Origin of the sequence: Rothia sp. HSID18069 (assembly GCF_003989155.1) — a bacterium.
GTDB classification, from domain to species: Bacteria; Actinomycetota; Actinomycetes; order Actinomycetales; family Micrococcaceae; genus Rothia; species Rothia aeria.
In genome coordinates this window covers 285,054-308,094 of sequence record NZ_RBMG01000002.1, presented here as the reverse complement: position 1 = coordinate 308,094, position 23,041 = coordinate 285,054, and the positions used below count along the sequence as shown (strand labels likewise).

The window sequence follows — 23,041 nt, the reverse complement described above, 5'->3', positions numbered from 1 at the left end:
CAAAACAAGCACCGTCCGAAAAACACCCAGCAGTCCATATTGTGGGTCACCAGTTCGGTGGGCCACCGGAAGAGATCAACATGGTCGCGATGCTGAAAGAGGTCAACCAGAATCCGCGCCACAACACAATGGAATCTTACAAGAAGTTCGAGCAGGAAGTGGCGGACAACCCAGACGGATTCAATAACCTGGTTATTGAATTCCAGTACCCAGACCCCGCTGACCCCACGAAGCTCACCAAAACCGAACGAGTCCCAGAAAAGTTCGAGGTAAAATGGACGACTGCCGCTGGAGAGGCGGACTCGAGGCCATTCGAGAATCTTCCGCCACAGAAACGGGTAGGGGTAAACTGATGTCAATTACGCAGGGTAACCAGGGCAATTCGGTTGTTTTGAAATTTGAGGGTTTGTTGCGTGACTGGTTAGTAGATGAAGGTGGAGTCCGGGTCGATATTGATTATCATGCGACCCACCGGACGGGCCGTGTGAAGGTGTGGCTGATGTGCGGAGAAGAGCGAAAGTCTGTTCATCTCCCTCGTGAGGTGAGTTTCGCGATGCATGATATTCGTGGTTCTCAGGTGGATCAGCATCGGGGTGCGTGGTTGTACTCGCATTTTTGGATGGAGGCTGCTGAGGGGGTGCTGCATCAGGACGCGGACTGGATGCGTGAACCGGTCATTAGTGCGAGTCCGATTGTTGGTGCGGATGCGGTTGTTGAGCTGGAGTACTATCCGCGGGATCCGGAGTGGATTCCGGAGTGGATGACAGCCAAGATAGCGGAGTATCACGAGGAGGAGGCCCGGGAGTGCCAGAAGACCGACACTGAGGCTGCCCAGGCTGAGGGCAATGGCGCTGGTGAGCCGAGTTCGGGTAGGGGCGGCCGCTCTGCTATTGAGTGAGCGGGAGAATTACGTGAGTGAGGCGCGGGAGCCCGATGCCGTAGCGTCCTCGGGTGATTACTACACGATGCTGGAGTCGGCGCCGGAGGTCGATCCCGCCAGCGGGGTTAGCCTGGCGGCGTGACGAATACGCTGGCACACACGGTGTCTCTCCGATAATCTGGTGCCTACCAGCCACCAACAGAGAGAAACCAGCCCGTGAAGTACTTTGCATACATAGTAGTGGGAAGGACTGGATATGACGGATTCGATGTCCCCCAAACTCCGCAGTCTTTCGCCGATGATACCGAGCAGCGCCTTACTGAGCCCGACTTTTTGGAGGGTTATAAACGTTATGCCCTCGTGGTGTGGGCGCTGCCTGAGGGTGTGGATCATGTGGATGATGTTCCACGTGACTCTGTTGCGCTCTCCAACTATATGCAGTGCGGCGGTTCCACGCAGGCGATGACGGTTGAGGTGCGTGTGACCCAGGAAGACGGGTCTTATGAGCATTATGTGGTTGCGCGCAAACCCGTGGCAGACCCGGATGCGTGGACCACTATCACGTATAACAATACGCCCTTACAGGTGCACCCTGAGGAGGTTTTCACCGGCGAGCAGGCGGCACCTGTTTTCCGCGCCTATATTGAGGACGGCGTGATTCCGCCGCGCGAGTTGCTGCGTACACTGGATATTTAGACTTTCGACTCGGCCCAGTGGGGACCCGGGCAGAAGGCACATACAGCAAACCCCCTGAAGATTACTCTCAGGGGGTTTAGGGTTGGTCGGGATGACAGGATTTGAACCTGCGACCTCGTCGTCCCGAACGACGCGCGCTACCAAGCTGCGCCACATCCCGGGGTTACTTCTCGGTACAGCACCGTAAGCAACTCAATAAGGATAGCCCATACCCTCGTCAAGCGCAAACAAAACAGCAACCCCAGGACGTGAGACAGCGTGAGGCTACTTCATGCCGCGAAACCGGTACACAAACGCCGCCATTGCGTCGCGGTGAATCGGCTCAACCGGGCGGAACGTCCCATCACCCCAGCCGCGCGTAATACCTTTCGACGCCAGCCACGTAATCTCCCGATAGAACGGGTCGGAGGGGCGGACATCCCTAAACGGTGACTGCTGCGGGGCGTTAAACTGTGGCGAGTTGGCGTAACGGTAGAAGAACGCCGCCATCGCCTCACGGCTCACCGGCTCGTGCGGGCGGAACGTCCCGTCACCCCAGCCGCGCGTAATACCTTTTGACGCCAGCCACGTAATCTCCCGATAGAACGGGTGTGACGGGTCCACATCCTTAAACGGAGACACCACCGGAGGCGTGAAATCGGGTGCCCCCGCCATACGGTAGAAGTAGGCGGCTATCGCTCCACGCTCAATATTCTCCCCCGGGCGGTAGGTGCCATCCGGCCAGCCCCTGGTGATGCGCTCAGCAGCCAGCCACTCAATCTCGGTGTAGAACGGGTGGGCCGGGCCCACATCCCTAAACCGGTGAGAAGCCGGTGGGGCGGGGGCGGGGTTTGACGGCCCAGCCGAGCCGCTCCTCGCCTCAAGAACCTGCGCCCGCTGAACCCGGGCGGAGGCCACCTGCGAGGTGTTCTGCGCCGCGGAAGTCGAGGGGTTATGCAGATGCAGCAGCAGCATCTTCGCGGAGGTGCCGCTGCGCAGGTGAGCCGTCACGGGCGCATCCGGTGAGTCCACGAACAGGGACGGGCCGGTGCCCTGCCCGCCGTCAAACCACAGGTTAGGGGTGTACGGGTTAAAACTCACCCAGTCGGTCTCGGAGACCGTCTGCCCCAGCAGCGGCAGGCTCGTGAGCACCCGGTACTGAAGAGGTTCAGAACCCTGCCGGGCCAGCCCCAGTGAAGAAGCGGCAACCGGTATGACTGCAACATTCGTATCGAACGTATTGGTGTCGATATCGCCCCACACACCATTGACCGGCAGCGCATCCACCTCACGGCTGGCACCCGCGCGGCGGGAGGAGAGCACCGCCACCGGGTAGTCCAGGCCTATCTGCCGTTTCACCTGAACCGAGTAATCCGCGTAGCCGTCGCTGTCCGTGTCAATCTCAACCTCAATACCGTAGGCCGGGGTGAGCGCATCCCAGTTGCCTCTTGTGGCCACGCCGAAAGAAATGACACCCCGGCCCTGGGAACTGCCTGAGGCACCCAACGCCGGAAGGTTAGACGAGGCACCCACGTACTGTACCGCCATTGCCCGCGCAGATGAGCTGCTGGGAGCCGGGCCAGACTCCTCATACCCCAGTTCGAAGGCGCCCAGCTGCGAAACGTACCCGTTACGTCGTACCGGTGTGCCCTCCGGCTTAATCCGGGCCGTCTGGGAGGTGCCAAACGTTAAGGAAGCTGAAGGGACCATGAGTTCCGACACCGGTTTTGGCGCGGCGTGCAGCGGCACCACCACGGTGGAGGAGCTGTCGGTGAGCGTCACATTGCCGCTGACTGAGCTAAGGTACTGGCGGTACCGGCCGCCCTGGTCCCGGGCCGTGCCCGCATCAAGAGTCTTCGCCAGTTTCTCGGGGTCAACCGTCACCGACACCCTAAACGTGGCCTTGGCGCCAGCGGCAACACTCACGCTTTCGGGGGTTTTGACCTGCACCCCGGCCGTGGTGGTGCGCGCATCAAAACCAACCCGGAACGTGCGCTGCTGCCCGCCTGCGTTCTCCACGGTCACCTCTTTCGTGACTGTTTTCGCCCCGGTCCCGGGGGTCACCTCAATCACCCCAAAAGATAGAGAGACCTGCTGGGGGTTCTGGGTGTTGTATGCGGTGGTTCGCTCATTGACGGCCGCCTGCGCATCCACCCGGCCAGCACCCACACGGTCCACACCCAGCCGTTCGCCCGAGATGGTACGCACCTCCTGCGAGGCGGTGTTCATGATGCGCGCCTTCACCTGCTGCTGAGACAGAAACGGCTCTTTGCTCAGGATCTGCGCCGCAATACCGGCCACATGCGGGGTTGCCATGGAAGTACCACTCAGGCGGAACGGCTGGTTGCCGCTACCCGCACCTGCTGAATAAATATTCGTTCCGGGGGTGGCAACATCGGGTTTCACGAACCCGTCAGAACCGTGCACCCCGCGGGCGGATGAGGCCGCCAGCGTATCCGGGCCCTTCGAGGTAAGAGCCGTATTACGCCAGGCCGCCCCCAGCTCAACCTCCAGGGTTCCCGCCTTCACCGCCGGGTATAGTGTCTGGGCTGTTGCACGGCTTATCAGCACCCCCGGTATGGTGGTGCTTCCCGCGATGGGGCGGTCATCATTCTCCGGGGCCACCATGAGCACGCCTTTACCGTTAGCGGCGGCAACATTCGCGAACCGGCGGGCGGAATCGCACGACGCATCGGAGCCGGAAGCCTCCCAGTGAAGCATCACCCAGCGGCCGCCGAAATTCGTGCCCGTGAACGGTGCGCAGCCGGTCTTATTCGACTCGGGGGCCGCCGTGACGGTGCCGCTCACGCGCGCATTATTGGAGGCAAACGTATACAACGTGGAGTAGCTGCCCGCATAGGCCCCAGCAACAGCGGAGGGCCCCTTCACCTCAAACCTGTCAGAGCGGGTGAGGGAACTCTCCGAATTCGCCACAGTTAACGCCGAGGGGTTGTTCGCGGGCGCACCCATAATCGAGTACACGTCCCCCTGACTCAGATTCGCCTGCGCGTTACCGGCGGCAACCACCGCCAGCACCCCCTTATCAATCAGGCGCTGCAGCATCGTGTTTTCGGGGTCATCCACCGTAGAGTAGTCGCTGCCGAGGGAAAGGTTCACAATGTTCGCACCATCCGAGAAGTCCCCATCATTATTGGGGTCCAGGGCCCTATCAAGCGCCTGGCCAGTCATGGAGGAGCTGCCGCTGCACCCAAAGATACGCAGCGGCATCAGGCGCGCCTCGGGTGCGGAACCCGGCCCGATGTGCAGCCGCTGCACATCCGCAGATGAAAGCTTGGAATATTCGCCCCGGAACGTTTTGCCGTCCGCACCCACACCGTACCCTGCGGCGGTGCCCGCCACATGCGTGCCGTGCCCCGACTCGCTGCAATCCATGGGGTTACTATCGGGCACGGGGGCGTTATACCCGTTGTAGGCATCGCCGACCAGGTCGTAGCCGCCCACCACTTTCTGCGGGTCGTAGGAACCTGCGGGCATCGTGGGGGAGGATTTTGCTTTATCGTAGGCCGCCTTGGTGCCTGGGCCGCCAAAATCGGCGTGCGTATAGTCCAGGCCGGTGTCAATCACCGCGATCGTCACGCCCTGTCCGGTCGCCCCCGTGCTGCGCCACGCCTCAAGCGCACCTGTGCCCACCACGGAGATTGCGTTCATACGCTCCTTCGGCACGATACGGGAGATACGCACCACATCCGGGTGCCCGGCGAGGCCCCTGATCGCCTGCGCATCACCGGTGAGCGCCACACCCCGCTGCAGGTTATGCGTAGTGTACAGCACCTGCGAATTAGAGGAAGCGGCTAATGACTGTGCGTTTGTCACCACCTGCGACTGCACGTGGTGTGCCGCAGCAACACTCTGCGCGGTGGGGGACGCCTGGCTCATCGGGCTCACCCGGCGCCCACCCCCATCAAGAGCTAACCCGTAGGCACCCTGGCCAGCCAGCTCCACATAAGCGGTGACGGTTCCGGTGGCCTCTTTCATGGAGGCGGTGACCACCTCACCCTGCCTAGCCCCCTCCACAGTGTCCTGAGTGGCGGGGCCCGCGGAGGCGGGGGCGGGCTGTGCCGGGGCCGCTAGGGTGGCTGGTGTGCCCAGCAGGGCGGTGCATACGCTGAGCGCGGCCACGCCCAACATGCGCGCACGGTGCGCGCCGTGTGGTTTGAACATCATGGTCCTTGTGAATAGGTATGAACTGGGTGAATGATTGGGGGCCAGCATGTTGTTGCGAAAATTCTACGGTGAATACCCCCGATAGAGAAGATTACTCCGCCCGCCTCCAAAATGCATCCGCGCGCCCGGTACCACCCGATAATGCATAAATATGTGAGCAGGGGGGGCAAGGGCAATGCACCACACACGCTCTTCGGTACGCCCCAGCTGGGAGACTATTGTTCGTTATTGAGTTCGTCCCATGAGGCGCGCATCGTCGCAAACCGCCCGCCAGTGGCCGTTAGCGCCTGCGGGGAGCCGTCCTCAACCACCTCGCCAGCATCAATCACCAGCACCCTGTCGGCGGCTAGCACCGTCGATAACCGGTGGGCAATAATAAACGCGGTACGCCCCGACAGCAACGTATTCAGCGCCCGCTGCACCGCCCGCTCACTCGGAATGTCCAAGGAGGCGGTGGCCTCATCAAGAATCACCACATTCGGGTCCGCCAAAAACACGCGCGCAAACGACACCAGCTGCCGTTGACCCGCCGACAGGTTCGTTCCGGCGCGGCCCAGCATCGTCTGGTACCCCTGCGGAAGGGCACTAATAAACCCGTGCGCGCCCACCGCCTGCGCCGCCGCAACAACCTGCTCATCGGTGGCGTTCGGGTTACCCAAACGAATGTTCCCGGCGATCGTGTCAGAAAACAGGAACACTTCCTGAGTGAGCATCACCACTTCCTGCCGTAGCTGAGCGTCTGAGAGCCTGCGAATATCAACGCCATCAAGCAGTACCCGCCCATCACTCACATCATAGAACCGCGACAGAAGCTTAGCGATCGTAGACTTGCCCGCGCCCGTAGCACCCACCAGCGCCACCCGCTGCCCCGCCGGTACGCTCAACGATGTGCGCTGCAGCGCCGGAGTGCCCTCCACATAGGCGAACTGGGCGTTTTGAAACTCGACCGCCCCGCGCGCGGCACCCTCAAGAACCTGCCGCTGCACGGGGTGCTCAGCCTCACGCACCTGCGGACGCTCCGCCAAAAAACCGGAAATCTTCTCTAGTGCCGAGAACGCCGACTGGAACAGGTTATAGAACTCGGAGAGCGTCATAATCGGCTCAAACACCCGGTTCGCATAAATAATGAGCGCCAGCAGGGTGCCCACCTGCATAGTCCCGCCCAGCACCGCATACCCGCCAATCACCAGCGCCGCCGCCACAAACACATTCCCGAAAAGCATGAGAGTGGGGGAGTAGATGCCGAACATCTTAATAGAGTCCATCACGCTCACCCGGTACCGTTCGGCCACGGCGGCGTACTCTGCACGCGCCGCCGCTTCCGCGCCGAACCCCTTGACCGCGCGAATACCGGTGAACGTCTCAACGAAGCGGGTGGTCAGCTGCGCAGACTCGTTCCGTAAAGACCGGAAAATACGCGAAATACCGCGCTGAAACCAGCGGGTCAGCAGGTAAATCGGTACGCCCGTAAGCAGCAGAAGAACCCCAATACGCCAGTCCAGCACAAAAATGGCCACCACCGAGAACAGCATGTTCAGCAGGGTAGTCACCAGCTGGCTTAAACCGCTGCCCAAGAACGTGGCGATCGTCTCAACGTCGTTCGTCAGACGCGATATGACCCTGCCCGAAGTGTACGACTCGTGAAAAGAGACGCTCAGCGCCTGCGAATGTTTAAACACTCGGGTGCGTAAATGCAGCAGCACCCCTAAGGAGACGCGCACCGTATACGCCACATTCGCCCATGTGGCGCCCGCATTTACCAGCACACTCACCGCAAACACCGCTAAAAGTGTCAGCAGCGGGCCGGTGTCGCCGTGCGTGACCGGGGCAATCGCCGTGTCGAGCACCCGCGCTATGAGCACCGGCTGGGCTGCTGCCGCAACAGCCGCCACCAGCACCGAGACGACCGAAGCCGCCAGCGCCCCCATGTACGGCCGGAGCATCTGCCGCAGCAGCGCGAAGGAGCGTTTCCGCGCCTGCTTCTGCTCCTTAGGGGTCAGGTCCGTGCGCTCGTGCGGGGCTTTAGCCCCGGTTAGTTTCATTGGGTGCCTCCGCCCTCCCCGGTGGGGGAGCCCTCACGATTCTGCGTGCTCTCAGCGGCGGCGGATACCTCACTCTCGGCAATCCCAAAGAGCATGTCCGCAATATGCGCCAGAGACGCGGGGGCCTCCGGTTCGGCGCTCATTAACGCACGGTATGCAGGGAGTTTCATCAGCTCGGTGTGCGTCCCGTCGGCAACGATTTTCCCGCCCTCAAGCAGCAGAACCCGGTCTGCTAAGGCCACCGTGGAGGGCCGGTGAGCCGTCAGCAGGGTGGTTGCCCCGCCCAAGTTCCCCTCACCGCCGCGCAGGTTCGTGATGATGCGCTCCTCCGTACCCACATCCAGCGCCGAGAACGGGTCATCCAGCAGAAGCACCGCCGGGCGTGCCGCCAGCGCACGCGCCAACGAAAGGCGCTGCCGCTGACCACCCGAAAGGCTCAGCCCCTCCTCGCCGATGACGGTATCCACGCCCTCAGGCAAATCCGCCACGAAATCGCAGGCGGCAAGTTCAAGAGCGCCCGTTAGGGTCTGCTCCAGCTCCTCATCGCTGTATTCACCGCGCACACCCATCAGCACATTCTGGCGCACCGTACCCGAGAACAGCACCGCCTCCTCAAACACGAAAGCGGTCTGTGCGCGCAGCACCGGCAGGGGCATGTCGGCAATATCTTCACGCCCCAAGAGGATGCGCCCGCTGGTGGGGGAGTAGAAACGCGGAACCAGCGTCAGCGCCGTGGACTTGCCGCTGCCGGTGGCACCCACCAGCGCAACCACCTCGCCCGCGAACGCCTTAAAACTCAGCCCCTCAAGCACCCCGCCCGGTGCGGGCGCATCGATGGCGTGTTCTTCGGGGCTGTGTTCTTGGGAGCTGGGCTCTTGTGCGGGGTCGTAGGTAAAGTGCACGTTATCGAACGTCACCGATAAAACACCGCCGGAAGGGATAGGAGCCTGCTCGGCTGCCTCGTCGGTGAGTACTACTTCTTCATGCCCGTTTTCGCTCATTACTTCAACATGCCTTTCCATAGCTACCCGGTAGTTCAAATACGAAGAAATCAGTGTGGTTGAACGCAGAACGTGCCCCAGCACCACGGTCAGCACCGCAAAATAGGCGGTGAGCGACCCTAACGAAACCTCCCCCGAGGCCACCTGCGGAACCCCCACCCACAGGGCGATGAGGGTGCTCACCCCAACAATAACCCGCTGATAAAACGCCACCAGCGCCACCAGCATAGACCGCCGGTAATCCAGGGAGTTCAGCTCCTCAACGGCTGCGGTGTACTTCTGAATTTCTTCCTGGGAACGCCCTAAAGCTTTAATGACGCGGATGCCGCGCACCGACTCCTCAATACGGGTTGATACATCCCCGGTGAGCTGCTGAAGCTCCTTAGTGTACGCATTGTATTTACGCACATAGCTCACCAGGGACACCAAAAGCACGGGTACGGTCACCACGAACACCACCGCCAGCTGCCACGAGGCACCGAACATGAATGAGCTGCCCACCAGGAACATGACCGCCACCGAGATCAGCTGCACCAGCGCGAAGGAGAGCCACCGGCGGATCGTCCCCAGGTCAGACATTGACCGGGTGAGCAGCTGCCCGGATGACCAACGGTCAATCATTGACAGGGGCGCGCGCAGCAACTTGTCGAAGAAGTTCATGCGCATCCGCATTTCCATCGTGGAGGTCGGATCCACAATCAGCCACCTGCGCCAGTAAGCCAAGGATGCCTGCCCCACACCGATGAGCAGCACCAACGACCCGCCAATCCAAATGCCTGTCTCGGTGGCGTTGCGGGTCAGCTCATCAACAATGAACTGAAGCATCTGCGGAACCGATATTTCAAGTACAGCAGCGCCGATCGCAACCACCAGACCCACCGCCCACCGGCCGCGTATGGGCTTCGTGTACGGTGCGAACTTTAGGGGTGCCCGCTCACCGGCCGCGTAGTCTACGGGCGCCGGGATGGGTTCGGGAGCGGTCTCAAGGAACGGGTTGCGCCGCCGGGAGGTGCTGGTGGCATGTGTGCGAGTCGTTGCCGGTTCCTCCTGATCGGTTGCGGGGTTGTTACCCCCTGCTGTTTATGAGCGGATGCGCCGCATCGGGCGCTATTGGTGATGTGAGCCTGAGGTTTCTATTATAGACAGCGGCCTCTTGCCGTCTGCCGCGGGCTTGCTCTGCTGTGGGGTGCCCGCCCGAGATCCCGGCCGACAGCTGGGTGTTTATTCGCTCTTGGCTGTGAGGGTGACCAGCACCGCCTCTGGGGGGCAAAAAAGCCGCACCGGCGCGAACCGTGAGGTACCCAACCCCGCCGTGACCTGCACCGGCACATCCTGCTGGTAGCTTACGCCCTTAGCGCGTGAAGGCGGTAAATCGCAGTTGCTCACCAGTGCCCGCCCACCCGGTAAACACACCTGCCCGCCGTGCGTGTGCCCGGCGAAAATTGCTTGCGCGCCGTCAGCGACGAACCGTTCAAGGGTGCGCATATAGGGGGCGTGCGCAACCCCGATACGCACCCGCGGGGTGGAGCCGGTATCAAACGCTTCAGGGGCGAACCCGGGGTGCTGATCGTAACGCAGGTGCGGGTCGTCAACCCCCGAAAACTCTAGGCGCAGCCCGCCGATGCTAATACTGTCATACCGGTTAATAAGTCCCGTCCAGCCGCGTGACTCAAAAGCATCATGCATTTTCCCAATAGGAAGCGGCACGCGTGAGCCTTCCTCAATTTCTTGGGGGGTGCGTGCCTGCCACAGGTACCGGGCCGGGTTCTTGAGCACAGGGGCGAAGTAGCAGTTCGACCCCGGCACGAATACGCCCGGGAAGTCCATGAGCGGGTCTAAAGCATCCAGCAGGGGCGGCAGCCCATCAATATGTGAGAGGTTATCACCGGTATTGATCACCAGATCGGGGCGTAACCCCGCCAGCGAATGCATGAACTCTCTTTTACGTGCCTGCCCCGGAATCATGTGCATATCCGAAATGTGCAGGATACGCAGATCTGCCGTCCCCGCTGGGAGAACCGGCAGCCGCTCGTGGCGTACCACAAAATTATTCAGCTCAATAAAGTGGCCGTACGCTGCTGCGGCGACCCCCAGAACAGCACCGGCGGCAACGGTCTTTTTCAGTACCGAACCGGTGCGTGCTGCAGGAGCCGCCGCTCGGAGCATACGGCGGGACGGGGCGGAATCACGCATTCCATCCAGCCTTTCGCTCATTCAGTTGTATGATTCACTCACCCGTAACCTTAGTTGGCGGTTGAGAGCACCTTCGCGCTGGGTTGGGTGAAGTTGTCGGTGTTGTACTTCGGTGCGACCGCCTTCATGTACGTCTGCCATTGCGCACCCGCGTAGGTTGCGCCGTCCACGTACTCACGTACCTGACCGTTAATTGCCAGCCCGTTCATGGAGCGGAAGCCCTTTGCCACGTTACCAACCCAGGAGGTGGTCACCAGGCCGCGGGTGTAACCGGCAATCCAGGTTTGTGACGAGTTATCGTTCGTACCGGTTTTCGCAGCGGACCCTTCGGGCAAACCAATCCCTCGGGTGGGGGCCGAGCCTCCCTGTTGGATCACGCCTTTAAGCACCCAGCTCACACCGTTAGCGATGTCCGGGTCAAGAACCTGTTCACACTTGGCCTGGTATTCCTTGAATACCTCGCCGTTGTTCTTGGTGACCTTGTTCATCGGGCGCGGCTCACAGTACTTCCCCTCGTTCGCAAAGACCGCGTAGGCGGAGGCCAATGTTAGCGGGGACACACCGTTTTTGGTACCGCCAATGTCAGTACCCAAATCGGGGATGCTGTGAAGCGGTTCTCCTGTGCCGTCGTACATGTGCAGGGTTTTAGACATTTCGTGCACGTCGCACAAATCCAGCCGTGAGAGCATACCGTACAGGTATGAGTTCAGCGACTGCCGGATACCGTATGCCGCCGTGTTGTACCCCAGACCGCCGTTCACGGCGTTCTTGAAGGTCCACCCTTCCGGCTGGTTGCGGTAGTAGTATTTACCGCCTGTCTCGTCGTAGCATTTGGCGTTCCACGCGAAACTGGTGGGGTACGACAACTGTGTACCATTGACCATGCCGTTGACGCCCTTGCCGTCTTTAATCCACTGGGCAAGGATCACCGGTTTGAATGTTGAACCGGGCTGGAAGCCATTGGTGCCGCCGTACTTGGCATCAACGTTGTAGTTGAACTGCGAGACCGAATGGTCATTGGTGTCCTTGGGACTGCCCCATTCTGTGTTCTGCGCCATCGCCACCACATTACCGTTGGAGGGTTCGATACTGGTGAGTGCGGTGTTAATGTCATTAGTGTTGGTTGCCCCAGGCTGAGTGGCTTCAACTGACTGCTTCGCAACCTTCTGTGCCTCCGTGTTCAGGGAGGTGTAAATCTTCAAACCACCGCGCTGCAGCATGGCGTTGCGCTGAATATCGGTGGCACCGTAGGACTCATCCTGCAGGATATTATTCACCACGTAGTTGCAGAAGAAGGCGTACTCGCCAGCGTTGCTGCACCCCTTCTTCACCGGGTGAATGTCCAGGTTCACTTCGCTGGCCACTGCCTCATCGTACTCTTGCTGAGAGATCTTCCCGTCACGCAGCATAGTGGAGAGCACCACGTTGCGGCGTTCAACTGCGTTATCAGGGTGCTCGTCCGGCCGGTAGGTGTTGGGGGACTGCACCAGCCCGGCCAGCAGCGCCGACTGGGCAACGTTCAGGTCCTTCGCAGGAATACCCCAGTAGTACTGGGCTGCGGCCTCAACACCAAAGTTTGAGCCGCCCATGTTCACGATGTTCAGGTAGCCTTCAAGGATCTCGTCCTTGGACTTGTTCTGCTCCATCGAAACGGCCAGCTTCATCTCTTTGATCTTGGCGAAGTAGTTCTTGTTCCCGCCCAGGGTGGCGTTCGCATCCTCACCGTTCTGCTCAGCAGCGTTAACGATCAGGTTGTTCACGTACTGCTGGGTGAGGGTGGAAGCACCCTGACGTTTGCCGGGGTTCATCGCGTTATTGAAGAACGCACGCCCAATACCGACGGCAGAGACCGCGCCGTGGCTATAGAAATCACGGTCCTCAACCGAAATGATGGCGTTCCGCATATGCGGGGAGATCTGGTCGAGCTTCACCTGTGTACGGTTCTCTTCATAGAAGGTGGCCAGCTCGGTCTTACCATCTGCGGCGTAGATCGTTGAGGGACGTGCCAGGGGCCCCTCTGAAATCTCATCCGGTAAGTCTTGGAACCAGCTCATGGATGCGTTCACCACTGAGCCAGCGCCTACGACGGGCGGCACAACAATGACCGCCACCAGAAAACCTGCAATGACGCTGTAAGCAATAAACTGCAAAAGGTCGCGGCCGCGACGTTTCTTAGGAGAAGCCATTCCCCCAGTTTAGCGGATATAACTGGGAACTGTAGCCGCCCACGTCAGCCCGCTTTTCATGCCCGGCATGCCGCCGAACAACCTCCTTAGGGTGTCTTAATATTTGGTGTTAAACATGAAGGTGCCCGCTGTGTTCTGTCACGTACCCGTGAAATGACCGGTGATATTGTACAGTGCGCCCCCGAAGGACTACCCTAGGTGTATGAAGAAATGGGAATACGCAACTGTGCCTCTGATGATCCATGCTACTAAGCAGATCCTCGACAGCTGGGGCGAAGATGGCTGGGAGCTTGTGACGGTACTCCCCGGTGCCTCCGCACCTTCCGGCCCGAACCCTGCAGGTAATATGGTCGCCCCCACGCAGGGCAACCCCATCGCCTACTTTAAGCGCGAAAAGGCGCAGTAGTATACGCACCGCCCGGTGACCGCCCCATCTAAGGGGTGTGGCACCGGGTTTAGCGTCTCTTACTTGTGCGGCCGCGGACAACCCCGCGAAAATATACCGTTTCAAGGGCATCCTTAAACCAATCGCCGATCCCTTACCCACGGAGAGAGCATCATGACCGAACCCCGTATAGAACAACGTATCCGAGACCTTGGCTACGAGCTGCCTGAGGTTGCTGCGCCTGTGGCCGCTTATGTTCCGGCTGTTGTCTCCGGCAGTTACGTGTACACTTCCGGGCAGCTGCCTTTTACGAAGGGGGAACTGCCGGCTATTGGTAAGGTATCTGCCAGCGGGCAAGCAGGCTTTGTAGCACCTGAGGACGCTAAAAAATATGCCGCCATTTGTGTGCTTAACGCCTTGGCCGCCGTAAAATCTGTGATCGGCGATCTTGACCGGGTGCGCCGCATTGTGAAGGTTGTCGGTTTTGTCTCTTCTGAACCGAACTTCACCGGTCAGCCCGGCGTTATTAACGGTGCATCCGAGCTGCTGGGCGAGATTTTCGGTGAGGCTGGGCAGCACGCCCGTTCGGCGGTCGGCGTGCCCGTGCTCCCGCTCGATTCCCCCGTAGAAGTTGAGATTATCGTCGAATATGCGTAGCGAACTGTACACCGGAGCTATCCCCGTGGCGGGTTCCCCTCGCGTTTATTCCGGCAGGAAGAGCGCCCCCGCCCCGCGTACCGAACAGGTGCAGCGGCTGTACACTATCCCAGACTTTATGCGCACCGCCGCAGAGACGTGGGCGAACGAGCACTCCGGGGAGGCAGCCGGTACCGCCGAAACCACCGGGTGCGCCCTCAAGCACGCGGCCTCCGTTATTTTTGTGCGTGATGGCGACGACGGGCTGGAAACTATCCTTACCTACCGGCCCGGCTGCTCTCCTTTAGGGATTGTTGCTTTTCCCGGCGGTATGGTCACCGCAGAAGATGCACAGAATATCCCCTGGTGTGGCGCTGATGCGGAGCATTGGCAGCGCACCTTCGCGTTCGGCGACGCAACAATAGCCCACAAGGTGGTGGTCGCTGCGGTGCGTGAAACCTTTGAAGAAACCGGGCTGTTATTGGCTGGTGAGGACGAGGGGAGCGTAGCCGAATATACCGCTGGCAGCGACCAGATGAACCACCGGGAAGCGATCTCGGACCGCGACGAAACCCTCAGCAAATACCTGGCGATGAGCGGACTAAAAATCCGGGCTGATCTGCTGCGCCCTGTGGTGCGCTGGCAGTCGCCGGACTTCTGCCACAAACGGTACGACGTCGCGTATTTCACCACCGCCGTGCCTGTCGGCCAGCAGGCAAGCCTGCTGAAGGATAAAGGTATTTGGGGTGACTGGGTGAACGTGCGGGAGCTGCTTGCAGGCCGGGCCACTAGCAACCTCGGTGACCGTATTAACCAGCCCGATACCGCCGGTAAAACCCTTGATGAGCTGGTCACCCCCGGGGTCATGTGTACCCTTGAATCCCTGGCGAAGGTCGGTACGAGCGTGGCCTGGTTGGCTAAGAAACGAACGGTTGAGGTGAAAAAACCCATCCTTGTTAAGAACGACGGACAGTATATGCTCTCATTCACTGAGGTGGTGAAGGCCGCCCCGCGCACCGGAAAGTTTGGCGCGGTGGCTGCACCAGCAACCTCAGTCATTCCTACAGTCACCCCTTCATAAAAACGTGGAAGGCCGGATTTTCCGCACAGCGCGGAGAATCCGGCCTTTGTTGTATGTAGATAGTCACAGTGAAAGGAGGAACCTCATGATTCGCAAAGTTCAGTACAACGCTTATGGTGATCCCAGCGTTCTAGAAATGGTTGAGACAGATGAGCCTACACCGGGCGAAGGTGAAGTCCGTGTGAGCGTCAAAGCGGTCAGCCTGAACCCCGTGGATCTGAAAACCTTTGAGGGGTATAAGCCGCTTCGTGTCGCAGAGACTAGCAACCGTTTGCGTCACCCGTCCTGGTGGTTTGGCCGCGGTCCCGCACGTTTTCCGAAGGGTGTGGGGCGTGACTTTTCTGGTGTGGTAGATGCCCTCGGCCCCGGTGTGAACAATGTTGCTGTGGGCGATACGGTACTGGGAACCCTGCGCAGCGCTCCCGGCTCCGGCGTGACGGAAGGCTCCCTGGCTGAGAAGCTGGTGACTTCTGCCCAGAATATTGTTGCGAAACCTGAGAACCTGAACTTTGAGGTTGCCGCAGCCTTGGGCGTCGCCGGGGAGAGCGCATGCGGGGCGTTCCGCGCAATCGACCTGAAACCCGAGGATGTGCTGGTTATCAGTGCCGCATCCGGCGGTGTGGGAGCCGTGGCGGTTCAGCTTGCGGTGCATCGGGGAGCAACAGTTATCGGTATCGCATCGGAGAAAAACGCGGAGTTCGTACGCTCTCTGGGTGCTATTCCGGTTGCATACGGTGACGGTTTGAAGGAGCGTATTCTCAAGGCAGCACCGACCCCGGTTACGAAAATGCTTGACTGCTACGGCGGTGACTACATTCCGTTAGGGGCAGAGCTCGGCCTGAAAAAGGACGCGATGGGCACGCTGATTCCTACGCCGAAGGCGATGATGAAGGGCGCGCAGTTTACGGGGGCGCGGCATGCGCAGCCTGGTGACCTGAAAGAAGTCGCCGATCTGGTGGCATCGGGAGATATTGATGTGACCTTAGCGCATGTGTACCCGTTCAAACTTGATTCCATCCGTGACGGTTATAAAGAACTGGGCATGGGGCATGTGCGCGGTAAACTTGTGGTCACTATTCCCTAACAAAAGTCGAAAACTATGAAAATTTTAGTATCTGGTGCTACCGGAAACGTGGGTCGTTTGGTCGTGGAACAGGCGCTTGCGCGTGGTCATGAGGTAGTTGCACTTGCCCGGAACCCGCAGAATCTTCAGCTCGATCACCCGAACCTAACTACGGGCGCTGTAGATATTCTTGATGCTCAGGCCCTCAACCCCTGGCTTCAAGGCGTAGATGCGGTCATTAGCACCGTAGGGATCGGCACCTCGAAAACGCCAACAACCCTTTACTCTGCCGGGACAAAGAATCTTCTGGACGCCATGCAAGAGCATGGGGTATCACGTTTGGTTGTGATCTCTTCGGAGGTTGCCGAACATTGGGCTCATCAAGGGCTCTTCAAGCTCTGGGTGGTGTTGCCGCTGCTGCAGCATTTTTTGGGCGCGACCTACGATGATATGCGGCGTATGGATGTGGTGTTGTGGGAAAGCACCGCGCAGTGGACGGCGGTGCGTGCCCCTCGCATTCAGCCGATGAAAGCTAAAGGTTCTTATCGGCTCAATGCCCACAAGCCGCTTCGTCGCGGCTGGGTGATTACCCCGGCGGATATGGCGACTGCGTTGCTCGATATTGCCGAACGTGAGGACCTGAACCGGCAGCACGTCTACGTCGCTAACTAGGGGATACATTACGGAGAAAAGGGCACCTGTTATCGCCTGCGTAAACGTGAGGGGAGCGGGTATACGAAAACCGCATCCGAAACCGTCGAATAACACGACGTATCGGATGCGGTTTTGTGTGTGAAGACTTCAGATGTCCTCAGAGAATTTAGCGTGAACGCTGACGCAGACGCGGCAGGTCGAGAATGACGACCGCGCGTGCCTCCAAGCGAATCCAGCCGCGGGAGACGAACTCGGCCAGAGCCTTGTTTACGGTCTCACGGGACGCACCCACCAGCTGCGCAAGCTCTTCCTGAGTGAGCTCGTGGGCCACGAGGATGCCGTCGGTTGCGGGGCGACCGAAGCGATCCGCCAGATCCAGCAGGGCCTTAGCGAGACGCCCGGGAACATCCGAGAACACCAGGTCTGCCAAGGCCTCATTTGAGTGGCGCAGACGGCGTGCCAGGGTCTTAATGACCTGGTCCGAGATGCTGGGGTCCTGCTGCTGGGCGCGTTTGAACGACTCGTGCTTAATAGCAGCCAGACGGGTCTCAGAGACAGCCACGGCATTGGTAGAACGCGGGGAGGGGTCAAAAAGTGCCATTTCGCCGAAGACATCGCCGGGGCCCATGATAGCGATCATGTTCTCACGCCCATCGGCGGCGGTGCGGCCAAGCTTAACCTTGCCGGAGAGTACGGCGTAGAGCTGGTCGCCGGGGTCCCCTTCGTAGAAGAGCACGGCGTTACGGGAAAGGTCGATTTCGGTAATATCGTCGGTGAGCAGCTTGAACGCGGCGTCATCGAGGGTCGCGAACAGCGGCGAGCGGCGCAGGATATCTAGATCCATTGTTTTGTTCTCCTTGAATATGGGTGGGGTGCGAGCACCCCCTTGTGTGAGCATTCCGGCTGGTGCACCTGCTCGAACCTATGAGCTGAGGGGTCCAAGAACCGGATGTGATATATTCAACTTACTGTTATTGAGATTACCTCAAAAATCTTATTTATGCATCTGAAAACGGTTGGCCGAAAGCAAAACTTCCCTGGGAATTTTTTAAAAAACTAAAGATTTTCACAGCTTAACCCTTTAGCATCAGTACATGAGTGCGGCGTTTTCCACGCCATCATTCATTATTTCTTTATATTCCAAGAGAGGAACGCTTGTGTTTGCTAACCTGAGCCCCCTCGACATTATTATTCCCATCATCCTCGTGCTGTATTTCCTTATGGGCTTACGAAGCGGGTTCTTTACCACGCTCGGAACGTTCTTAGGGTTGGCACTGGGTGTGTGCGCCGCCGCATGGCTGGTGCCGCTGGCGGTTGCCGCCGTCAGCCCGCAGTGGATGCTTCCCACCGCTATCGGGCTTCTTTTGCTATGCCTGGTGATTGGGCAGTGGCTGGGCGTCATTGCTGGCAGGAGCATCCGTAAAGTAACAGATGTCACACCTATAAAGGGTGTGGAGAGGTTCTTCGGCGGCGTGCTGAACGTAGCCGCATGCGCCCTCGTACTCGTCGTCATCACCCTATCCATGCGCACGGTACCCATCCCGTCAGTGAACACGGCGCTGGGCGAATCGAAAACCCTCACCTGGATGGTTGAAGCAACCCCATCCGCCGTGAAAGACCGCATCGACAGCGTCCGCAACGATGTACTCACCGCAGGCAGCATCCCCGAAGTCAAACAGCTGCTCTACCCCGAGACGAACGCCCCCACCCAGCAGGTTCAATCCGATGCACTTGAGAACGCCTCATCCTCAGTAGTGCAGATCCTGGGTGCCGCTGAGCAGTGCGGATACACCTCCACCGGCTCCGGGTTCGTCGCTGGGCAGGACCTCGTAGTCACCAACTCGCATGTGCTTTCCGGAGTTACCTCACCCACCGTGCAGGACTCACGAGGACGCACCTACCCCGGCACCGTGGTCTACAACAACCCGGCGCAAGATCTAGCGTTCATTCGTGTGCCGCGTTTGCCTATCCAACCGCTGCAGGTGGCCAACACTAACGCCGAATCCGGCGAAACCGTGACCTTCATGGGCTACCCGAAGGGCGGCCCGTTCGCCGCAAAACCCGCCACCGTACAGGGCGTGGGCAACATTCAGACCATCGACTCTGAAACCGGTAAAGCCAACCCCACCCGCCAGGTGTACCAGATCGCCGCAGACGTGCAGCACGGTAACTCCGGCGGCCCGATGCTCACCCAAGACGGCACCGTAGTGGGCGTGGTCTTCGCAAAAGCAACTGAAGGCCAGACCGGCTATGCGATAACCGCATCCACCCTGAAGCAGGCGTTGGCTGCCAACGGCAATAACACCACGCCTGTCTCAACCGGCCAATGTAAAGCACGCTAGGGTGAGCAACACACCCTCATAACCCGCGTACAGCGGACTAAAACGGGGCGCCCGGTACCTTTTCCGGTACCGGGCGCCCCGTTCGCTGATGCAAAGCCCCGTGCTAAATATCGTCTTTAAGGTACTCGGCAATAAAATCAATAGCCATCACATACCCATAAGCACCCGCACCACTAATCACGGTGGTTGCCTGCGGGGACACATACGAGTGATGCCTGAACTCCTCACGCCGGTAAATATTCGACAGGTGCACCTCGACAACGGGCAGCTCGGCGGCCTCCAGCGCATCGTGAAGCGCCACCGACGTGTGCGTGTACGCTGCCGGGTTAATCACAATTGCAGCCCCACGGGTGCGGGCCCGCTGAATCTCATCCACCAGCTTCCCCTCGTAGTTTGTTTGCATAAACTCAACATCAAACCCGTGCAGGGCGGCACGCTCACGCACCGACAACTCAATATCAACCAGGGTGGTGTGCCCGTAGATTTCGGGGCGGCGGTGCCCCAGCAGGTTCAGGTTAGGGCCATTCAGCACAAAAATAGTTGCAGACATGCTTTTAGTGTGGCACATTGAAGCGTCCCCGCGCAGGATGCACGCCCACCAAACCACCCCGCCACCACTATTTAGGTTCGTGAACCAGCCGCTTGAGACTGGCGGCAGCACCACTGTTTCTGCAGTGACCGTGTAACTAGTATTGAGAAACCATCAGTATATTCTCATTAGCAGCGGCAAACGCGGGAAAACTGGAAAATTCCGGTTTTCCCGCGTTTGCTTGCACGTGTTTAGGGTGGAAAACCCTCAGGCATGAAGTGCTGAGAAACGGAAGCACCAAGCGGTTTAGCATAAAAACTAGTCTGACCCCAGACACCGAGCCAAGAAGTCTGCCGCCATCACCTATTTGCGGGTGTCTGCTCCTCCGCCCACTGAGCGACCGTGGGCCCAAGTAACTCTGCATCCTCGGGGGCACGCAGAACACCCTCAGCGAGCGCATCTAAGACAGGATCTACAACGCTTACTTTTCGACGATCACCTATGGCGTGGAGGTATGTTTGGGTCAGCTCTGGAAGCCAAATTTGCTCGGGCCCAGCGATCTGCCGGTTGCGCGGGCTTTCGGTCGCAGTTTGAACGAGTACCTTAGCCACAGTCTCCACAGCGATGGGTTGAATCAGCCAGTTTTGAACCTTCACGTTGGTCTCGGTCTGTGTGACGGCTGCAGGGTTAAGAGCAAACTCCATCCACTGCGCAGAACGGACGATGGAGTGCGGAAGGGAACTGTCCTCTAAAACCTTCTCCTGCGCTCGCTTGGCGAGATAGTAGTCAAAATCGTCGAATGCGGGGTGGTCAATATTGCAGATGGAAAGGTGAACCAGATGCTGTACCCCAGCATGCTGGCAGGCTTTCTCCAGGGTTTTGGTAACGTCTGAAAAAGTATCAACCAGGCTGGCTGTGGGGTCTGCAGGAAAAGCGTTGGACGTGTCGATGACCACCTGAGCGCCGTTCAGAGCCTCAGCTAGTCCTTCTCCGGTATGCAGATCGATGCCTGTGGCACGAGAGAGAGCAATGACCTCGTGACCTGCTTGCTGGGCGGCGTGAGCGGTGGCGCGACCAGCTGTTCCGGTGGCACCTACAATAGCGATCTTCATGTGTCCTCCTGAGGAAATCTTTCAGAGGTGGGTACAACTCCCACTATGAAATTGTTAATGTAGATCGATTAATCGTAGTTACCCTCCCAGAGTCGAGCATGACTCATTTGGGGCGCATTAGTATTATCAAAATAACGCAGATACCTGTTCCGGCTCTAGATGCTGCGCCAGGAATTCTAAGAATTGTTCAGAACAAAAATCGTTGCAGGCATATCCTGTGTATGGCATATTTACCCGCTCAAAAATGGCAGAAACCGTGCGGTAACAGCGAACTTCGGAACCCCTAGCTGGGAAAAGCAGGCAAAAACCGGTAGGCTCGCGCTATGAGCGCATCCGCACCGAAAAGCACTACCGACACAGCCCCAGAGCTACAGCTCACCGAAGAAGAACGTGAGCTGCTAAGCACCCGCACCGTGCCCGAGTTTGAAGCGGCACAGGCGGCACGTCGCCGCGCGAAAGCACTCGCCAAAGCCCCCGAAAGCCACCTTGCCACCGTGCGCCGCGCCCGCAAAATCAACCGCATCCTGGGCGAAACCTACCCCTACGCCGTGGCTGAACTCGACTTCACGAACGCCTTTGAACTGCTGATCGCCACGGTGCTCTCGGCGCAAACCACTGATGTGCGCGTCAATCAGGTAACCCCGGCGCTCTTCGCCCGCTACCCGGATGCGCCCGCCCTCGCCGCCACCACTGAAGAAGAGGTCGAACCCTATATTCAATCCCTCGGGTTCTACCGCGCCAAAGCGAAATCTATCGTCAAACTCGCCCGCCAGCTCACCGACGACTACGACGGAGAAGTGCCCGGAACACTCGATAAACTGGTGAAACTGGCAGGAGTCGGGCGCAAAACCGCAAACGTGGTACTCGGCAACGCTTTCGGGGTACCCGGGCTGACCGTCGATACCCATTTCGGTAGGCTCGCTCGCCGCATGGGACTCACCACCGAAGACGACCCCGTCAAAATCGAACACGACGTTGCCGAGCTTATCGAACCACGCGAATGGACCGACTTCTCACACCGCATGGTTTACCACGGGCGGCGCATCTGCCACGCCCGCAAACCCGCCTGCGGAGTCTGCCCCATCGCCGACCTGTGCCCATCCTGGGGCGAAGGTGAGACGGACGAAGTCAAAGCACGTAAACTCATGAAATATGAAATGGCCCCCGGTCGTGAACGCCTGCACCTGCGCTTCCTCACCGGTGCCACACGCCGCCAACTGCACGCCGAAGGATACCCGCTGAGTGCATAACACCCTGAACACCGCCGCCGAACAAGCCCGCGATGCACTCGCGAACCTTGCCGTAGGAAAACTCGATGTCAACATAGACTCCCTCATGCGGTACGCGCCCACCAGTACCCTCTCCAAAGAGGCAGCAGTGCTCGTTCTCTTCGGAGTACTCGATGATGAACCGAGCGCATCCGCAGACTTTGACGGATGCCCGGAGTGTGTGGGCGAGAACCTGGATGTTCTGCTTTTGGTGCGGGCGGATACTCTGCGCTCACACGCCGGTCAGCCTGCGTTCCCGGGCGGCAAAATCGACCCCGAGGATTATGCGCTGTCGCGCCAGCAGGGAGTTCCGGTGGGGCGCATCGCCGCCCTGCGCGAGGCCGTGGAAGAGACCGGGCTTGACCCTGCGGGCGTTGAAATTCTGGGGGAGCTGCCGACCCTGCCGCTTGCCGTGAGCGATTTCAGGGTGACCCCGGTGCTGGGGTGGTGGGCTTCACCCACGCGGGTTGGCGTGGTCGATACGAACGAGTCTGCCCTGATTGCGCGGGTGCCCGTGCGGGATCTGCTCAACCCCGCCAACCGGCATACGGCATATGTGAAGCGCGGGCGCATAACCCATAAAACCCCGGCGTTTGAGGTTGCGCACTCTAGCGGCGATGCGCGGGTCGAGTTCACCGTGTGGGGATTCACCGCGATCGTGCTCGATAAGATTTTTGATGCGCTCAGCTGGACGGTCCCGTGGGATGCCTCGGTGCTTAAACCTGCGCCCGCCTTAAAATAAGCGGGCCGGGTATGCAGAAGGGCCTGCTCCCCAGAACCGCACAATGCGGGGAGCAGGCCCTAGCTTA

The 23,041-nt window shown here is 59.4% G+C and carries 18 protein-coding genes, 1 tRNA gene and 1 pseudogene; 11 read left to right on the top strand and 9 right to left on the bottom strand.

Annotation, left to right across the window (positions count from 1 at the left end; translation table 11 throughout):
• Nucleotides 1–14: 14 nt before the first annotated feature.
• The 3 genes and pseudogenes from D8M41_RS07140 to D8M41_RS07130 form a co-directional block, all read left to right on the top strand.
• Nucleotides 15–353 (top strand): annotated as a pseudogene (locus tag D8M41_RS07140) (hypothetical protein); the annotation flags it as partial.
• Complete coding sequence (locus D8M41_RS11965) at nucleotides 353–898, top strand: hypothetical protein (RefSeq protein WP_236588944.1); 546 nt, start codon at nucleotides 353–355, stop codon at nucleotides 896–898. The pseudogene D8M41_RS07140 and the gene D8M41_RS11965, both read left to right, overlap by 1 nt.
• Nucleotides 899–1,096: 198 nt before the next feature.
• Nucleotides 1,097–1,576, top strand: a complete 480-nt coding sequence (locus D8M41_RS07130; protein WP_126926682.1) for an NTP pyrophosphohydrolase — start codon at nucleotides 1,097–1,099, stop codon at nucleotides 1,574–1,576.
• 83 nt (nucleotides 1,577–1,659) lie between these two features.
• On the opposite strand, the gene D8M41_RS07125 is transcribed toward D8M41_RS07130, so the two are convergent.
• The 6 genes from D8M41_RS07125 to D8M41_RS07100 all read right to left on the bottom strand — a co-directional run bounded on the left by D8M41_RS07125 (nucleotide 1,660) and on the right by D8M41_RS07100 (nucleotide 13,162).
• Nucleotides 1,660–1,736: transfer RNA gene (locus D8M41_RS07125), tRNA-Pro, on the bottom strand.
• Between the two features lie 104 nt (nucleotides 1,737–1,840).
• Complete coding sequence (locus D8M41_RS12085) at nucleotides 1,841–5,740, bottom strand: S8 family serine peptidase (RefSeq protein WP_161970775.1); 3,900 nt, start codon at nucleotides 5,738–5,740, stop codon at nucleotides 1,841–1,843.
• A 215-nt stretch (nucleotides 5,741–5,955) separates the two neighbouring features.
• Entirely contained in the window at nucleotides 5,956–7,782 is a 1,827-nt protein-coding gene (locus D8M41_RS07115; RefSeq protein WP_126926680.1) for an ABC transporter ATP-binding protein, read from the bottom strand.
• Nucleotides 7,779–9,662 carry an ABC transporter ATP-binding protein gene (locus tag D8M41_RS07110; protein WP_126926679.1) on the bottom strand — a complete coding sequence of 628 codons (1,884 nt, stop codon included), beginning with the start codon at nucleotides 9,660–9,662 and terminating at the stop codon, nucleotides 7,779–7,781. The genes D8M41_RS07115 and D8M41_RS07110 overlap by 4 nt, the downstream gene beginning before the upstream one ends.
• 342 nt (nucleotides 9,663–10,004) lie before the next feature.
• Nucleotides 10,005–10,976: a metallophosphoesterase gene (locus D8M41_RS07105; RefSeq protein ID WP_037235850.1), complete on the bottom strand. Its 972-nt coding sequence runs from the start codon at nucleotides 10,974–10,976 to the stop codon at nucleotides 10,005–10,007.
• 50 nt (nucleotides 10,977–11,026) lie between these two features.
• Entirely contained in the window at nucleotides 11,027–13,162 is a 2,136-nt protein-coding gene (locus D8M41_RS07100) for a transglycosylase domain-containing protein (protein ID WP_126926678.1), read from the bottom strand.
• Between the two features lie 202 nt (nucleotides 13,163–13,364).
• Between D8M41_RS07100 and D8M41_RS07095 the strand changes: the two genes are divergently transcribed.
• From D8M41_RS07095 to D8M41_RS07075, 5 genes are all read left to right on the top strand, one after another.
• A complete protein-coding gene (locus tag D8M41_RS07095) occupies nucleotides 13,365–13,568 on the top strand; it encodes a hypothetical protein (RefSeq protein ID WP_006888552.1) in 204 nt (67 codons plus the stop codon).
• Nucleotides 13,569–13,721: 153 nt separating this feature from the next.
• Nucleotides 13,722–14,204 carry a RidA family protein gene (locus D8M41_RS07090; protein WP_006888354.1) on the top strand — a complete coding sequence of 161 codons (483 nt, stop codon included), beginning with the start codon at nucleotides 13,722–13,724 and terminating at the stop codon, nucleotides 14,202–14,204.
• Nucleotides 14,197–15,264: a hypothetical protein gene (locus D8M41_RS07085; protein WP_006888398.1), complete on the top strand. Its 1,068-nt coding sequence runs from the start codon at nucleotides 14,197–14,199 to the stop codon at nucleotides 15,262–15,264. Before D8M41_RS07090 ends, D8M41_RS07085 begins: the two co-directional genes overlap by 8 nt.
• 85 nt (nucleotides 15,265–15,349) lie before the next feature.
• The gene (locus tag D8M41_RS07080) at nucleotides 15,350–16,348 is read left to right on the top strand and encodes an NADP-dependent oxidoreductase (RefSeq protein WP_126926677.1); all 999 of its coding nucleotides are present in this window, start codon (nucleotides 15,350–15,352) and stop codon (nucleotides 16,346–16,348) included.
• A gap of 15 nt (nucleotides 16,349–16,363) precedes the next feature.
• Complete coding sequence (locus D8M41_RS07075) at nucleotides 16,364–16,999, top strand: NAD(P)-dependent oxidoreductase (protein WP_126926676.1); 636 nt, start codon at nucleotides 16,364–16,366, stop codon at nucleotides 16,997–16,999.
• 148 nt (nucleotides 17,000–17,147) lie between these two features.
• Here the strand turns inward: D8M41_RS07075 and D8M41_RS07070 are convergent, their stop codons facing one another.
• On the bottom strand, nucleotides 17,148–17,825 hold the full coding sequence (locus D8M41_RS07070) for a Crp/Fnr family transcriptional regulator (RefSeq protein WP_006888478.1): 678 nt from the start codon (nucleotides 17,823–17,825) through the stop codon (nucleotides 17,148–17,150).
• A gap of 313 nt (nucleotides 17,826–18,138) precedes the next feature.
• Between D8M41_RS07070 and D8M41_RS07065 the strand changes: the two genes are divergently transcribed.
• The gene (locus D8M41_RS07065; RefSeq protein WP_126926675.1) at nucleotides 18,139–19,323 is read left to right on the top strand and encodes a MarP family serine protease; all 1,185 of its coding nucleotides are present in this window, start codon (nucleotides 18,139–18,141) and stop codon (nucleotides 19,321–19,323) included.
• A 103-nt stretch (nucleotides 19,324–19,426) separates the two neighbouring features.
• Here the strand turns inward: D8M41_RS07065 and aroQ are convergent, their stop codons facing one another.
• Nucleotides 19,427–19,873, bottom strand: a complete 447-nt coding sequence (gene aroQ, locus D8M41_RS07060) for a type II 3-dehydroquinate dehydratase (RefSeq protein WP_023133679.1) — start codon at nucleotides 19,871–19,873, stop codon at nucleotides 19,427–19,429.
• Between the two features lie 338 nt (nucleotides 19,874–20,211).
• Entirely contained in the window at nucleotides 20,212–20,964 is a 753-nt protein-coding gene (locus D8M41_RS07055) for an SDR family oxidoreductase (RefSeq protein ID WP_126926674.1), read from the bottom strand.
• Between the two features lie 323 nt (nucleotides 20,965–21,287).
• On the opposite strand from D8M41_RS07055, the gene nth reads away from it, so the two are divergent.
• Together nth and D8M41_RS07045 are read left to right on the top strand one after the other, a co-directional pair.
• Nucleotides 21,288–22,214: an endonuclease III gene (gene nth, locus D8M41_RS07050; protein ID WP_126926673.1), complete on the top strand. Its 927-nt coding sequence runs from the start codon at nucleotides 21,288–21,290 to the stop codon at nucleotides 22,212–22,214.
• Nucleotides 22,207–22,974: an NUDIX hydrolase gene (locus D8M41_RS07045; RefSeq protein ID WP_126926672.1), complete on the top strand. Its 768-nt coding sequence runs from the start codon at nucleotides 22,207–22,209 to the stop codon at nucleotides 22,972–22,974. Before nth ends, D8M41_RS07045 begins: the two co-directional genes overlap by 8 nt.
• The last annotated feature ends 67 nt before the right edge of the window (nucleotides 22,975–23,041 follow it).